This window comes from Gordonia sp. C13 (assembly GCF_023218005.1).
Taxonomy (GTDB): Bacteria; Actinomycetota; Actinomycetes; order Mycobacteriales; family Mycobacteriaceae; genus Gordonia; species Gordonia namibiensis.
Window position 1 is genome coordinate 66,222 of record NZ_JALPSY010000012.1, and the last position, 14,718, is coordinate 80,939.

A 14,718-nucleotide genomic window follows, 5' to 3' on the forward strand; every position below is an offset into this window, starting at 1 on the left:
ATAGAGTGTGATGTGCAACACTCTTCGAGCCCAGGAGGCGTCGCATGAGTATCGCCGATCTCGACACCGTGGACCCGAAGCGGATCGCGGAGGAGGCGGGGAAGGTCCTGCGCGAGCGGACAACCGGCGAACCCCGGGTGCCCGGTGTCGTTGCCGGGGTCACCACGGACCAGCGGACCGTCTACCTCGAGGCGGTCGGGCTCAGGGCCTCCGACGCCGATCATGCGATGACCACCGACTCGGTGTTCGCCCTGTTCTCCATGACCAAGGCGATCACCGCGACAGTCGCGCTCCAGCTCGTCGGCGAGAGGCGGCTCGACCTGCACGCACCGGCGAGCGAGTACGCCCCGGCCATCGCCGACCTGGAGGTGATCGAGGGATTCGACGACGACGGCAACCCACGGCTGCGCCCACCCGCCTCCGCCGTCACCACCCACCAACTCCTCACCCACACAGCGGGTTTCGGCTACTCCTTCTTCGACGAGACCTACCACCGACTCGAAACCGAGCACCGGCAACCGCCGATGTCCGAGTCGACGCACGCCGCACTGCGCACACCGCTCCTGTTCGATCCGGGCACCGCGTGGGAGTACGGCTCCAACATCGACTGGGTCGGCCAGGTCATCGAAGGCATCACCGGCCGCCGCCTCGGTGACGTGATGAGCGATCGCGTGTTGTCGCCACTCGGCATGTCCGACACCGCATTCACGCTCTCCGGCGACACCCGGCACCGTCGCGCGATCATGCACCACCGCCGCGGCAACACCCTCATCGCAGATCCCCAATGGGAGCGAACCCGCGACCCCGAGGTCCACATGGGCGGGCAGGGTCTGTACTCGACGGTCCCCGACTACCTCCGGTTCCTGCGGATGTGGTTGCGGGACGGCGAATCCGACTCCGGAGACCAGGTCCTCCGACCCGAGGTCGTCGAGTTGGCGTTGCGGAACCACATCGGCGACCTGACGGTGAAGAAGCTGCCCGGGGTGATGCCGGAACTGTCCAACGACGCCGAATTCTTCCCCGGCACACCGAAATCCTGGTCCTACGCCTTCATGATCAACGACGTCGACGTGCCCACCGGCAGACCGGCCGGCTCCCAGTCCTGGGCCGGCCTGGGAAATCTCTACTACTGGATCGATCCGGTCGACAAGATCGGCGGCGTCTGGGCCACCCAGATCCTCCCCTTCGCCGACCCGACCTCCATGGGCGGGTACCTCGACTTCGAGACCGCGGTCTACCGCGCGCTCAGCGTCTGACCCAGAACCTGCCGACCGGACTCCCAGAAAACTGGGGGCGCACCGGTTCCAGAGGTTCCGCCGCGACTTTTCCGGCGTTCGAGGGATAGCGGGAACAAAAGGTGCTCAGCGACTCTGAGTGCCATGAACACATCGGGAACCGCGGTGCCGAAGACCGCACCCGACCCCGCTTCACCGTCCGCTCCGACCACCGAACCGCGAAGGAACCACACCGTGTCCATCACCTCCGAACCGATCGACTTCACCGACCTCGACGCCCTCGTCACCGCCGTCGCAGGACCCGTCCTGACACCGACCGACGACGGTTACACCGCCGAACTGACCGGCTTCAACCTGGTGGCCATCCCGGCCGCGCAGGTCGTCGTCGGCGCGACCGGCGCCGAAGACGTCGCCGCCGCAGTGCGATACGCGCGGGCCAACGGACTGCGGGTCGGTGCCCGGGCCACCGGACACGGGGCCCCGATCGAGGGCCGCGGCACGGTCGTCGTCACCACCTCGCGGATGACCGACATCGTCGTCGACCCGGTCACCAGGACCGCCCGCGTCGGCGCCGGTGTCCGCTGGCGTGACCTCGCCGCGGCGACCGCGCCTCACGGACTGACCGGCCTGGTCGGCTCGTCGTCCTCGGTCGGCGTGGTCGGCTACCACCTCGGCGGCGGGCTCAGCCCGCTCGGACGCCGATTCGGTTGGGCCGCAGATCATGTGCGGTCGATCGAGCTGGTGACGGCGGATGGGATCATCCGAACGGTCGACCCCTCGGCCGGTTCGGACCTGTACTGGGCGATCCTGGGCGGACGCGACGGCTTCGGCATCGTCACCGCCATCGAGTTCGAACTCTTCGAGCTCCCCACCGTCTACGGCGGCGGCATCTTCTTCGCCGGCTCGGCGGCGGCCGACGTGCTCCACACCTGGCGTGAGTGGGCGCCGACCCTGCCGGAGGAGGCCGGCACCTCGGTCGCGATCCTGCGCCTTCCGCCGGACCCCAACCTGCCGGCCCCGTTGCAGGGCCAGCTCGCGGTGCACGTCCGCTACACCCACACCGGCGACCCGGCCACCGCGGCAGCGCTTCTCGCCCCGATGCGCTCGGCCGGCCCCATCCTGCTCGAGAACATCGACGTGCTCCCGACCGCCGCTCTCGACGCCGTGCACATGGACCCGCCCGGCCCGATGCCCTCCGCCGAACGCGGCAGCATCCTGCGCGAGTTCCCGGCGTCGGCCGTCGATGCCCTTCTCGAGGTCGCCGGACCGCACGTCGCGAGCCCCCTGGCCATCGTCGAGGTCCGCCTGATGGGCGGTGCGCTGACGCAACCGCAGCGCGTACCCAACGCGGTCGCCGGACGCCACGGTGCCTTCAACGTCGTCGCGATCGGCGTGCCTGCCGGTCCCCTCGGCGACCAGGTCGGCGCACATCTGGCCGCGGTCACCCGGGCCGTCGCGCCGTGGTCGGCCGGTGCACTGCTGAACTTCTGCGGACTCGACGCCGCCGGACGCGAGCAGCTCTGGACGCCCGAACAGCGGGTGCGGCTGGAGACGATCCGCCGCCGTCACGACCCGAGCGGGGTCCTCCGGGTGGATGATCCCAGCTTTGTGGGATAGACATCGGTGCAGCTCAGGAACATGATTGCCAGATGACATCGAGCCTGACCGCCGAGCGCGTGCGCCGCGACATCGAAGTCGTGGCGCACGCCGGTCTCGGCCTCGACGACTTCTTCGCCGAAACCGTGGAGTCGTTGCGTCGTGCGGTACCCATCGATGCCGCCTGCATCGGCACCTTCGACCCCAACACGGTCATGCTGACCTCGGCCCGGAAGTACGGGGACCTGCTCGGTCAGGATCACAAGGATCCGGAATGGGGGCTTCTCGAGTATGGGCAGGTCGAACCGTCCAGTTACCGAGAACTGGTGGCGCAGAAGCGCGATGCCGTCGGCCTCAATCTCCTGACCCGAGGTCGGACCCAGCAGTCCGAACGCATGACGCGGCTCATGATCCCGGAGTACTGCTTCCACGACGAGGCGCGCGTCGTGCTCCGCGACGGGGATCGGGTGTGGGCCGGGATCGCGATGTTCCGCAGCGGCGCGGGGTGCCGCCCGTTCACCGAGGACGAGATCGACTTCCTCGGTTCGCTGTCCCAGACACTCGCACACGGGGTTCGGATCGGGTTGCTCAGCACGGTCGTCGCCGAACAACGGCCCTCGATCAACAACGGGCCCGCCGTCCTGATCATCGATCGCAACAACGAGATCGTGCAGATGAGCGCCGGCAGTCAAGAGCGCATCGAAGACCTCGCGGCGGGACCGAACAGTGCGGCGGCCGTGAACCCCATCTACGGCCTGATCGGCGCCGCACGACGCTACGGTGCCGGCGAGACGCAGGTACCGCCGCGCCTGCGGGTCCGCGGCAGATCGGGGATGTGGCTCGTCATCAACGCGTCCCCGCTGTCCTCGGTCGACGGCCGGCCCGGAGAGGTCGTCATCACGATCGAGGAGGCGCGCCCGCCGGAGATCATCCCGCTCGTCGTCGAGGCCTTCGGCCTCACCGCCCGTGAGCGTGACGTGACCCAGATGGTGTTGCAGAACGTCGCCACCAAGGACATCGCCGCGACCCTGCACGTATCCGCGTACACGGTGCAGGATCACCTGAAGTCGATCTTCGACAAGGCCGGGGTCCGGAGCCGTCGCGAACTCATCGCCAGGGTGTACTTCGACCAGTACGCGCAGCGTCTCAACGATCCGCTCACGCCGTCCGGCTCCTACGCGTCGGCCGAATAACCACACCTCACCTGCACATTCCCACCGAGGGCCCGCATCACGGGCCCTCGTTTTGTCGTCGGCAGACCGGCGACTTGGTCAGCCGTCTCACAGTGAGACGTTTGTTACCTGCATCACACGGTTGTATCAAAGTCGCTCCAGTCCATGCGGGCCGGCACACCCGTCGGCTCCCTGACAAGAGGAGGCGCACTTTGAGCACGGGCAGGTCGGGACGATGCCACCCCCGCCGAATGGCACCGTCCCCGCGACCTGCATCTTCACGCCATAACCGATGTTATTCACGATCGTGAATCGTCCGTAGTCCATCACGGGACCGCGCACCATGACAAGGAAAAGTGACAAGGTGTGACACTCGTGACAACCATCTGTACATTGCTGAACCGCGTGCACGTGACTCCTCGATCGAGGGTCGGATACCGAGCGGACGATCGGTAGATGCATGATGAACGGGTGCCCCTGAGACGGGCACGACAACGGCGGTCCGATCACGAGGAAGTGCGATGGCCACACCCATGTCCCGGCGGGACCTCGAGTTCCTGCTGTACGAATGGCTCGACGTCGAGGCCCTGACCTCACGAGACCGATTCGCGGCGCACTCGCGCGAGACGTTCGACGCCGTCCTCGAACTCAGCACCGACATCGCCATGAAGTGCTTCGCCCCGGCCAACAAGATCGGCGACGCCAACGAGCCCTACATCGGTGCCGACGGCAAGGTCGTCCTCCCCGACGAGGTGGTGTCGGGCCTCGCCGAGTTCCGCAAGGCCGGCCTCATCGCCGCCTCCTTCGACGAGGAACTCGGCGGCATGCAGTTGCCGACCGTCATCCGGCAGGCGTCCGCGGTGTGGTTCCAGGCGGCGAACGCGGCCATGTCGTCCTACAGCTTCCTCACGGTCGGCAACGCCAACCTGCTGGCCGCGTACGCGACCGCCGAACAACGCGACACCTGGGTCCGCCCGCTCGTCGAGGGCCGCTTCTCCGGCACGATGTGCCTGTCCGAACCGCAGGCGGGGTCGTCGCTGGCCGACATCACCACCAAGGCCGAACCGGCCGGTGACGGCACCTACCGGATCACCGGGACCAAGATGTGGATCTCGGCCGGCGACCACGAACTCACCGAGAACATCGTGCATCTCGTGCTGGCGAAGGCCCCCGGCGGCGGTCCCGGCGTCAAGGGGATCTCGCTGTTCATCGTCCCGAAGTTCCTGCCGGACGGCACCCGCAACGACATCGCCCTGGTGGGCCTCAACCACAAGATGGGCAACCGGGCCACCACCAACTGCCTGCTCAACTTCGGCGACGGCACCTTCTCGCCCGACCCCACGCCCGGTGCTGTGGACACTCAGCCCGCTCGCTCCGCTCCCGGCGCTGTCGGGTACCTGGTCGGCGAGGAGCACCGTGGCCTCTCCTACATGTTCCACATGATGAACGAGGCACGCATCGGCGTCGGATTCCTCGCCACCGCACTGGGTTACGCCGGGTACCAGGCGTCGCTGGAGTATGCGAAGGTGCGCACGCAGGGCCGCCCCGTCGACCAGAAGGACCCGTCGTCGAAGCCGGTGCCGATCATCGAGCACGCCGACGTCCGGCGCATGCTGTTGGCCCAGAAGTCCTACGTCGAAGGCGCACTCGCCTTCGAGCTGTACTGCAGCGTCCTCGTCGACCAGGCGGCGACGACCGCCGACGCCGAGGAACGCGCCCGCATCGACCTGCTGCTCGAGGTACTGACCCCGATCGCCAAGAGCTGGCCGTCGCAGTGGTGTCTGGAGGCCAACAGCCTGGCGATCCAGGTGCACGGCGGCTACGGCTACACCCGCGAGTTCGACGTCGAGCAGTACTACCGCGACAACCGCCTCAACCCCATCCACGAAGGGGCACAAGGCATCCACGGCCTCGACCTGCTGGGCCGCAAGGTGATCATGCAGGGCGGTGCCGGCCTCGCACTGCTCGCCGAGACGATCGGCGCGACCGTCGCACGTGCACGCGAGGTGCCGGCCGCCGCCGGGTACGCCGAGACCCTGCAGTCGACCGTCGACCGGCTCGTCAAGGTGACCGCGCACATCTGGTCGTCGGGAGACCCGAAGCTCGCGCTCGCCAACGCCACGCTCTATCTCGAGGCCACCGGCCACATCGTCGTCGCCTGGATGTGGCTCGAACAACTCCTCGCCGCGGACGGCCGGACCGGCGACTTCTACGACGGCAAACGTGCAGCGGCCCAGTACTTCTTCCGGTATGAACTACCGAAGACCGGTCCGCAGCTCGACCTCCTGACCGCTCTGGACCGCACCACCCTCGACGTCGAACCGTCCTGGTTCTGACCTCACCACCGATCACGACGCGGCGCCGATGCGCCGTGTCACGTAGGAACATGCAAGGGAGACAACGATGTCCGTGATGGATCTGTTCGACACCACCGGCAAGGTGGTCATCGTGACCGGCGCTTCGTCGGGACTCGGTGTCTCCTTCGCCCGCGGCTTCGCCGAGGCCGGCGCCGACGTGGTGCTCGCCGCGCGCCGGGCGGAGAAGCTCGCCGACACCGCCGCCGCCGTGGAAGCGCTGGGCCGCAAGGCTCTCGTCGTTCCCGCCGACGTCTCCGACCCCGAGCAGTGCCAGCGCGTCGTCGACGCCGCGATGGAGACCTTCGGCAAGGTCGACGTCCTCATCAACAACGCCGGCGTCGGCACCGCCTACCCCGCCACCCGTGAGACGCCCGAGCAGTTCCGGAACGTCATCGACATCAACCTCAACGGCTCCTACTGGATGGCGCAGTCGTGCGGGCGGGTCATGCAACCGGGCAGCGCGATCGTCAACATCTCGTCGATCCTGGGCATCACCACCGCCGGGCTCCCGCAGGCCGCCTACGCCGCGAGCAAGGCCGGCGTCATCGGTCTCACCCGGGACCTGGCCCAGCAGTGGGGTTCGCGCAAGGGAATCCGGGTCAACGCCATCGCCCCCGGTTTCTTCGAGAGCGAGATGACCGACACCTACCAGCCCGGTTACCTCGACTCGCAGATGCCGCGGGTCGTCCTGGGCCGCACCGGTCACGGCGAAGAGCTCGCCGCCACCGCGATCTGGCTGGCGTCGGCGGCCGCCGGTTACGTCACCGGCCAGACCCTCGCGGTCGACGGTGGCGTCACGATCACCTAGAAGCGACACGCGATTGCCGCAGTCGGCGGCGGGGGCGGCCATAGACTGATCGCAATGGAATCCGTACCCGCTCCCGACAATCCGCTGCATCCCACCCTGCGTGAGCCGGTCAACCAGGTCGATCCACGCGCCAAGACCCTGTGGCGCATCGGTCCGTTGATCCTGGGCGTACCGGCGACCATCGCGGCCATCGTGGTCGCGGTCGTCGTACCCGACGCACGGTGGGGTGCAACGCTCGCCGCGATAGCCCTGGCCCTGCTGACCGTGTTCTACACGGCGGTGGTCCCGTTGTGGCGGTATCGCTTTCACCGCTGGGAGGTCAGCGAGGATGCGGTGTACGCCCAATCGGGCTGGTTCGTCCGGCACCGGGTGATCATCCCGATCGCACGTATCCAGATCGTCGACACCGAGGCCGGTCCCCTGGAACAGTTGCTGAAACTGGGGAAGCTCACGGTGACCACGGCGTCGTCGGCGGGCACGATCCACATCGAGGGGCTCGACGCCGAACTCGCCCGCGCGACCGCATCCGACCTGACCATCCGCACCCAGGCGTTCACCGATGACGCGACCTGAGCCGCAACCCGGTGCGGTGCCGCCGGCCACCCCGGCGTCGGGCCTGCACATCGACGCACCGGACGAATGGCATCGACTGTCCCCGTGGATGATGGCGGTGACCGTCGTCGAATCGCTCCCGTCGCTGGTTCCGGTCCTCATCGCACTGGTCTTCGCCGGGCGGAGCGCGCCCCTGGTGACGCTTCTCGCCACCGTCGTGCTCGTGCCCCTGGTGACGGTGGTGCCGTGGCTGACCACCTTCTATCAGGTGACCGCAGAACACGTCCGGGTCCGGAGCGGGCTGGTCACCAAGAAGGTCGCCACCGCCCGCCGCGACCGGATCCGCAGCGTCGACCTCACCGCCTCACTCGTCCACCGCGTACTGAACCTGCAGAAGGTCACCATCGGCACCGGCGGCGACGAACAGGCGTCGCAGGTCAAACTCCGCGCCGTCACCCTCCCCGAGGCGCGCGCCCTGCACGACAACCTGATGCCGACGGCCGGAACCCGGTCTGCGGCAGCAGCGTCGGAGGAGCAGTTCGCTGCCGAGATGCCGACGGCCGCACCCGAGGTGCTCACCAGCTTCCAGAACGCCTGGCTGCGGTACTCACCGTTCTCGATGGGCGGTCTCGCGATCGCCGCCGCGGTCGCCGGCGTCGGGGTCCAGATCGCCAACGACGCAGGCATGTTCGACGAGGGGGTCGGCCTCGCACGCGACGCCTTCGACACCGTGCGGTCGATCCCGCTCGCACTGGTCATCGCCGTGGCCGTGGTGGCCGTGATCCTCATCGGCGCCGTCCTGTCGGTGATCGGATATGTCCTGAGCTACTGGGACTTCCGCCTCACCCGACATCCCGACGGGACCCTGCGCACCGAACGCGGACTGCTCACCACCAACTCGATCAGCTTCGACGAGAAGCGCATCCGCGGCAGCCACCTGACCGAACCGATCCTCATGCGACCGCTGAAGGGTGCCCGTCTGCAGGCGATCGCGACCGGTGCTACCAAACACCCGCTGCTGCTGCCGCCGGCCCCGATGTCCGAGGCGATGCGGGTCGCCGACCTCGTCACCCACGAGCGGTCCGAACTGACAACCGCGTTGACCGGACACGGCCGCGTCGCCCGCATCCGCCGCCTGAACCGGGGCTTCCTCTCGGGTCTGGTGATCCTCGTCGGGATCTCGATCGCGGTCATCGGCGGCGCGATCCCGGTCGGTTGGATCGCCGTGGGTGTGCTCGCGCTCGCGGGTTCGATCGGTCTCGGCATGGTCCGGGCCCGGCACCTCGGTCACCGTCTCACCGCCCGGTCGGTGGTCATCGCTCCCCCGACGGTCGCCCGGCAGCGGATCGTCGTCGACCGCGCCGGCGTGATCGGCTGGGCGAGCCGGTCATCGGTCTTCCAACGCCGTGCCGGAGTGAGCACGCTGATCCTCGCGACGGCCGCCGGTTCCGAGCACTACTCGCTCGTCGACGTCGACGATGCGACCGCCGCGGCGATCACTTCCGACGTGACACCCGACTGGGTGGCACCGTTCCTCCGTCCGATGGCCGAGTAGGTCGACGGCCCCGCATCCGCATGGTGATTTCCTTCCCGCCTACCGAGCTCGATCGGCGGGAAGGAATCCGACAGGCGGGATCGTCGATCACCCGGCGTCGGGTAGCGCCTGGAGCAGCCGGTCGACGAACGCCGCCTGAGCGGGGTTGAGTTTCTTCTTCGCGGTCTCCGGGTCGAACCACTCGGCGCGGTCGATCTCCGGGAACGATTGCATGCGGCCCGACCGCGGCGGCCACGCCATCTCGAAGGTGTTGGAGACGACGGTCGTCACGTCGAGATCGCCCTCCACGCCGAAGCCGATGACGGTTTTCCCGCTCTTGAGTTTCACGTCGCCGAGGTCGATGTGCGGGCCGTCGGGCACCGGGCTGCCGATCTCTTCGAGGTACTCACGACGCGCGGCGTCCCAGGCCGACTCGTCGGCGTCGAGCAATCCCTTCGGGATCGACCACGACCCCTCGTCCGGCTTGCGCGCCCAGATCGGGCCGCCGGGGTGGGCGATGAGTACTTCGACGCCGTCTGGTCCGGTGCGTCGGAACAACAGGATGCCCGCGCTGCGGCGAATCGAGGATGGGGTCACCGATATATCTTCGCGGAAACACCGCCGACACACGGACGCGCCTTCGCGGAAACCTCGGGTCCGTAGAAAACCAGGCATGTCGGTACTCGATGTCGTGAAGAACGGGAAGACCGGTGCGCGTCCGGTCGACGAGATCCCGCCGTTTGTCAAACTGTTCCCGCTCGGCTTCCAGCACGTGCTCGCGATGTACGCGGGTGCGGTCGCGGTCCCGCTGATCGTCGGCGGCGCGATGGTCGGGGCCGGGCAGCTACAGCAGGGCGACATCGTCCACCTGATCATGGCCGACCTGTTCGTCGCCGGTATCGCGACGATCCTGCAGGCCGTCGGGTTCTGGCGGTTCGGCGTCCGGCTCCCGCTGATGCAGGGCGTGACCTTCGCCGCCGTCGGCCCGATGATTACCATCGGCACCAGCTACGGCATCACCGCCATCTACGGTTCGGTGATCGCGTGCGGCGTGTTCATGATCGCGGTGGCACCGATCGTCGGGCGGCTCATCCGATTCTTTCCGCCGCTGGTCACCGGCACGATCATCCTGATCATCGGCGTCTCGCTGATGCGGGTGGCGGCCGGCTGGTTCGGCGGCGGCACCGCCTCCGGCCCCGACTTCGGCGACCCGAAGAACATCGGCTTCGGCTTCCTCACCCTGGCGATCATCGTCGCCATCGAGCGTTTCGCTCCCGACGCCGTCCGCCGTGTCTCCATCCTCCTCGGCCTGGCGATCGGCACGCTCGTGTCCATCCCGTTCGGGATGACCCACTGGGACAAGGTCGGCGAATACCCGTGGGTGGGTGTGCCGCAGCCGTTCCAGTTCGGCGCGCCGACCTTCGAGATCAGCGCGATCATCTCGCTGATCATCGTCGGCGTGGTGATCATGACCGAGACCACGGGCGATATCGTCGCGGTCGGTGAGATCGTCGACGAGAAGATCACCCCGCGCCGCCTGGCCGACGGCATGCGCGCCGACGGACTCGGCACCGTCCTCGGCGGCATCTTCAACACGTTCCCGTACACGGCGTTCGCACAGAACGTCGGCCTCGTCGCCATCACCGGCGTCCGCACGCGCCACGTGGCGACCTGTGCCGGCATCATCCTGGTGGTCCTCGGTCTGCTGCCGAAGATGGCGGCGGTCGTCGAGGGCATCCCGCTCCCGGTGCTCGGCGGCGCCGGTGTGGCACTGTTCGGCATGGTCGCGGCCAGCGGCATCCGGACCCTCACCAAGGTGAAGTTCAACAACGTCAACGTGCTCGTCGTCGCGATCTCGGTGGGCGTTGCGATGCTGACCGAGGCGAAGATCTACTACACCGACCGTGCTCTCGGCGATGCCCCGGTCGACGTCGTGCTCGACATGTACTCGCAGTTCCCGGACTGGTTCCAGACCATCTTCCACTCGGGCATCTCGGCCGGCGCCATCACCGCGATCCTGCTGAACCTGCTGCTCAACACCCGCAGCGTGTCGTCCGATCCGGTCGACTACCACAACACCGGGGACATCGCGGTCGTCGGCGAACCCACGGTCTCGGCCTCCGACGGCGTCCGGGCACCGGCGTTCGACCCGCGGGACGCCCTCGCGGCCGCCGACCCCGACACCCCGCCGGAGACCCTGCGCTACCTCGCCGATCACGACGCGTCGCTCCACCAGTTCATCGTGACCAACCCGTCGACCCCGAAGGACCTCTGCGACCACATCAAGAGCCTCGGTGATCCCAAGGTGATGCGGGTGTTCGAGACCTGGGACGGCTACACCGACGGTGGGTTCTCGCGGCGCGGTTCGTGAGCCCGCGACGTCAGTCGCTGGCCGCCTTCGCGTAGTTGCTCGCGCCGTAGAAGTCGACGGTGACCACAGGCTCGTCGCCGACCACCCAGGCATCGTGTCCGGACGGCAGCGACGTGATCTGCCCGGGCCCGGCGTCGAACTCGGTGCCGTCGGCCATCACGATGTGCAGCACCCCGGACACGTGGTACTGGAAATGCGGGGCCTCGCAGAGTTCGGTGCCGGCGATCGGTTTCACGTCGACCGACCATCGCCAGCCGGGCTGCAACTCCAGCCGGCCGATCTCGAAATCCCCGACGTTGAGCACGTTCATCCGGCCGTGGCCGAAGGTGCGGACCTCGTCTGGTGAGGCGAAGTCACGGTGCTCGGTGCGATGCTCGGTGGCGGTCATGATCCTGCCGCTTTCGGACGATGGAGAGCTGATCCCGACATCTTGACGGTACAACCCGGACCTTGCGGTTCGGTCGCAGCAGGCGCGCGATCTGGTCCCTTTTGCGACCCTCCAGGGACGGCCCCGTTCTTCACCAATTCAGCAAGGCACTGACAACGGCCGGCCAAACTCCTACGAGGAGATCGTGCTGGCCGTAGGTCTCATCCCAGCCGCGAAACGCCGCTAGTCACGACATCTTGGCGATCGCGGCCATCTTCGCAGCCTTGAATTCGTCCGCGTCGAGGAGACCGCGCTGATGCATATCGGCCAGCCTCTCCAACTCGTGCGCCAAACCACCGCTGCTTTCGCTCACGGTTGTTGGCGCTGGCGCATGCTGGACGATTACCTGCGGACGCTTTGCATCAGCAATTTTGCGCTGCATCTCATTTAGCAGCGGTTGCGCTTCTTGGTACAGCGCTTTCGCAATTGGAAGGCAGTTAGAGAGAGTCCACGGATCATCATGAGCTTTGTTTCGCCCCTTACTGGACGAGCGCCAGTAGTCGTGGTTTCCAGTGCCCTGGTAGCTAGGCGTGAGTACCTCGAGCACCCCTGTCGCGAACCCGCCATTGAATTCAATGTTCGTTATCTCTGCGTACGGGAAAATGGTCTCTCGGCCACCACCGAGGGAGCCAGCCATGAACGAAGTCATGCCACCAGTCTTAGAGATGAGCAACCGGTCCTCGAACGCTACGAGGCGACCCGCCGACCCACCGTTGATGATGAACCAAGGCATTTCGTTGTCATGCGAATGACGGGCAATGGCGTCCCACCACTTGTCCTTCATGTCCGGCCCAATGACGCGAACTTGGTTGCGACGGTCTCGCACTTCCGCATCCAGCGCGGCTTGGGCGGCGCGCTCCTCTGCTGCCGCAGCAGCCTCTGCCGCTTCCTCGAGTTGTGCAGCTTTCTGGCCCTCACGCACCTCTGGCGCAACGCCGCTCCGCCAGAGGTAGTCGGCGTAGTACTTTGCGAACTCGACCTCTGTCTTGTCCAACGGACCGAAGTCAACCTCGCCCACGTCTGTGTGCACACGCATGTGCAAATTTTTGCCCTCGAAGTCGAGCCCGCGGATCTGATCTGCGGATACTTCCAACGGCACTCGATGCTTCGAGTCCGCTTGGTTGGTCAGGAATCCGATGATCCGCGCGTTGGTGATCGCAGCACCTTGGGTCACTGGCTTCATCCGGCGCGCGTTTACGAATGCCCACACGACTTCCCCTGGATAGAGATCCTTCCCCTGCAGCGAATTCTCCCACTTCGCCGCATTCTTCTCTTTGACCTTGGAACTCAGCTGGGCCATTTTCACGCACCTTAACTAGTCAGCAAACAGTCAGACACCATCACACGGCACCGACATTCGACCGCTGATTCGCTGAACTTGCGTCTGCTGTTACATGTGTCATCCACAGCCGTCCTCTTCTCGCGGTTTAGAAGTGTGGCAGTCAGCGCTCACGCCCACGCCCCACGCCGAGGCGCTGTCACAACGGTGCAGTACGTTCCATCGAGTGCGCGGGTCAGAGGTGTGGGCGCACGTGGAGTTCGAGACAGGAGAACTATGACCGTCGTGCTGGAAAAGGGTGCCGAGTTCGAATTTGCAGAGGATTCGTCGTTCAGTGCCTACCGATTCGAGCAATGGCCATCGACTGGCTACAGCGTCGTGTCTATCCCTGCACCGGCCGGCACTCAGTTCTCGATCGAGACTCCGGTTTGGAACCCTCCCGGCGACTCCTTCCCCCCGACGCGCATCTCCACGGACCTGCCGGTGCCAGCACAAGACAGATTCGGCCGGTCTCTTGCAGACGCGATCCTGACGGTCGACCAGTCCGTGTTCAGGTTTCGGATCGCACGACCCGTCCCAACGACGCGGTAAACCCGACCTTGCGGTTCGTGAGCCCGCGGCCGGGCCAGGTGTCGGCGAACGTGTCGGCAGCCGCCACGATCGGCGACATCTGCCGACGAGTCGCTCGCTCCTGGCCTCTCCGCCCGCCGATTCGGCCTATCGTGGGAGGCATGTCCTCTCGACTCGACCCCGAGGAACCGGTGCCCGACGATCTCATCGTCGACCCCGACGTGCCCCACGAGTGGCCGCACGCGTCGGCCTTCGCCTTCGGTGATGCGACGCCGATCGGCGAGACCGATCGCCTGGCGCGCGAACGCGCGGCGTACGAGGCCGCCGGTCACGCCGACCACAACCGGGGCCACGCCGTGGGCGGCTCCGCCGGAAGCACCGAGGGGCAGTAGATGGAGGTCTTGTCCAGCCGGGTGCTCCTGCTCTCGGCAGATCCCGAACGTCTGCAGGCCTTCTACCGTGACCAGTTGGGCCTCCCGATCCATCGGGAGTATCCCGGCGGCATCGTGTTCTTCGCCGGCAACGGGCTCATCGAGATCTCGTCGCACATGAAGACCGACGCCCCCGACCCCACGAGCAACGCGGTGCTCTGGTTGCAGGTCCGCGACGCCGAGGCCACCGAGAAGCAGTTCCGCGATCGCGGGGTGACGGTCAAGCGTGAGCCGCGGTCCGAGCCGTGGGGCCTGATCGAGATGCGCGCCGAGGACCCCGACGGGCGCACGATCATCGTCGTGGAGATCCCCGCCGATCACCCGTTGCGCAAGGACACCCGCTAGCCGGAGGGCATCGGCGGTGATGAAACCGGCCGGACCGGGCA

General features: G+C 67.0%; 14 protein-coding genes. 11 read left to right on the forward strand and 3 right to left on the reverse strand.

Annotated features, from left to right (window positions below; all coding sequences use genetic code 11):
* The first annotated feature begins 44 nt into the window (after nt 1-44).
* The 7 genes from M1L58_RS11935 (at nt 45) to M1L58_RS11965 (ending at nt 9,275) form a co-directional block, all read left to right on the forward strand.
* The gene (locus tag M1L58_RS11935; RefSeq protein WP_248659035.1) at nt 45-1,256 is read left to right on the forward strand and encodes a serine hydrolase domain-containing protein; all 1,212 of its coding nucleotides are present in this window, start codon (nt 45-47) and stop codon (nt 1,254-1,256) included.
* A 213-nt stretch (nt 1,257-1,469) separates the two neighbouring features.
* Nucleotides 1,470-2,852: an FAD-binding oxidoreductase gene (locus M1L58_RS11940; protein ID WP_248659036.1), complete on the forward strand. Its 1,383-nt coding sequence runs from the start codon at nt 1,470-1,472 to the stop codon at nt 2,850-2,852.
* Nucleotides 2,853-2,884: 32 nt separating this feature from the next.
* Nucleotides 2,885-4,024 carry a LuxR C-terminal-related transcriptional regulator gene (locus tag M1L58_RS11945; protein WP_248659037.1) on the forward strand — a complete coding sequence of 380 codons (1,140 nt, stop codon included), beginning with the start codon at nt 2,885-2,887 and terminating at the stop codon, nt 4,022-4,024.
* 500 nt (nt 4,025-4,524) lie between these two features.
* On the forward strand, nt 4,525-6,339 hold the full coding sequence (locus tag M1L58_RS11950; RefSeq protein WP_248659038.1) for an acyl-CoA dehydrogenase: 1,815 nt from the start codon (nt 4,525-4,527) through the stop codon (nt 6,337-6,339).
* Nucleotides 6,340-6,406: 67 nt separating this feature from the next.
* Nucleotides 6,407-7,168 carry an SDR family NAD(P)-dependent oxidoreductase gene (locus M1L58_RS11955; RefSeq protein ID WP_006866958.1) on the forward strand — a complete coding sequence of 254 codons (762 nt, stop codon included), beginning with the start codon at nt 6,407-6,409 and terminating at the stop codon, nt 7,166-7,168.
* 54 nt (nt 7,169-7,222) lie between these two features.
* Nucleotides 7,223-7,741 carry a PH domain-containing protein gene (locus tag M1L58_RS11960; protein WP_248659039.1) on the forward strand — a complete coding sequence of 173 codons (519 nt, stop codon included), beginning with the start codon at nt 7,223-7,225 and terminating at the stop codon, nt 7,739-7,741.
* Nucleotides 7,728-9,275 (forward strand): PH domain-containing protein, encoded by a 1,548-nt coding sequence (locus M1L58_RS11965; RefSeq protein WP_248659040.1) that lies wholly within the window; start codon nt 7,728-7,730, stop codon nt 9,273-9,275. Before M1L58_RS11960 ends, M1L58_RS11965 begins: the two co-directional genes overlap by 14 nt.
* A gap of 87 nt (nt 9,276-9,362) precedes the next feature.
* Here M1L58_RS11965 and M1L58_RS11970 read toward each other — a convergent pair whose 3' ends face one another.
* Nucleotides 9,363-9,851 (reverse strand): NUDIX domain-containing protein, encoded by a 489-nt coding sequence (locus M1L58_RS11970; RefSeq protein WP_248659041.1) that lies wholly within the window; start codon nt 9,849-9,851, stop codon nt 9,363-9,365.
* Between the two features lie 76 nt (nt 9,852-9,927).
* Here M1L58_RS11970 and M1L58_RS11975 point away from each other — a divergent pair, with 76 nt between their 5' ends.
* Entirely contained in the window at nt 9,928-11,625 is a 1,698-nt protein-coding gene (locus tag M1L58_RS11975; protein WP_248659042.1) for a nucleobase:cation symporter-2 family protein, read from the forward strand.
* A 10-nt stretch (nt 11,626-11,635) separates the two neighbouring features.
* Here the strand turns inward: M1L58_RS11975 and M1L58_RS11980 are convergent, their stop codons facing one another.
* Nucleotides 11,636-12,013 carry a cupin domain-containing protein gene (locus M1L58_RS11980; RefSeq protein ID WP_248659043.1) on the reverse strand — a complete coding sequence of 126 codons (378 nt, stop codon included), beginning with the start codon at nt 12,011-12,013 and terminating at the stop codon, nt 11,636-11,638.
* A 226-nt stretch (nt 12,014-12,239) separates the two neighbouring features.
* Nucleotides 12,240-13,352 carry an SHOCT domain-containing protein gene (locus M1L58_RS11985; RefSeq protein ID WP_248659044.1) on the reverse strand — a complete coding sequence of 371 codons (1,113 nt, stop codon included), beginning with the start codon at nt 13,350-13,352 and terminating at the stop codon, nt 12,240-12,242.
* A gap of 255 nt (nt 13,353-13,607) precedes the next feature.
* On the opposite strand from M1L58_RS11985, the gene M1L58_RS11990 reads away from it, so the two are divergent.
* From M1L58_RS11990 to M1L58_RS12000, 3 genes are all read left to right on the forward strand, one after another.
* Complete coding sequence (locus M1L58_RS11990; RefSeq protein ID WP_248659045.1) at nt 13,608-13,922, forward strand: hypothetical protein; 315 nt, start codon at nt 13,608-13,610, stop codon at nt 13,920-13,922.
* 140 nt (nt 13,923-14,062) lie between these two features.
* Nucleotides 14,063-14,293, forward strand: a complete 231-nt coding sequence (locus M1L58_RS11995; protein ID WP_127962594.1) for a hypothetical protein — start codon at nt 14,063-14,065, stop codon at nt 14,291-14,293.
* Nucleotides 14,294-14,677 (forward strand): VOC family protein, encoded by a 384-nt coding sequence (locus M1L58_RS12000; protein WP_248659046.1) that lies wholly within the window; start codon nt 14,294-14,296, stop codon nt 14,675-14,677.
* The last annotated feature ends 41 nt before the right edge of the window (nt 14,678-14,718 follow it).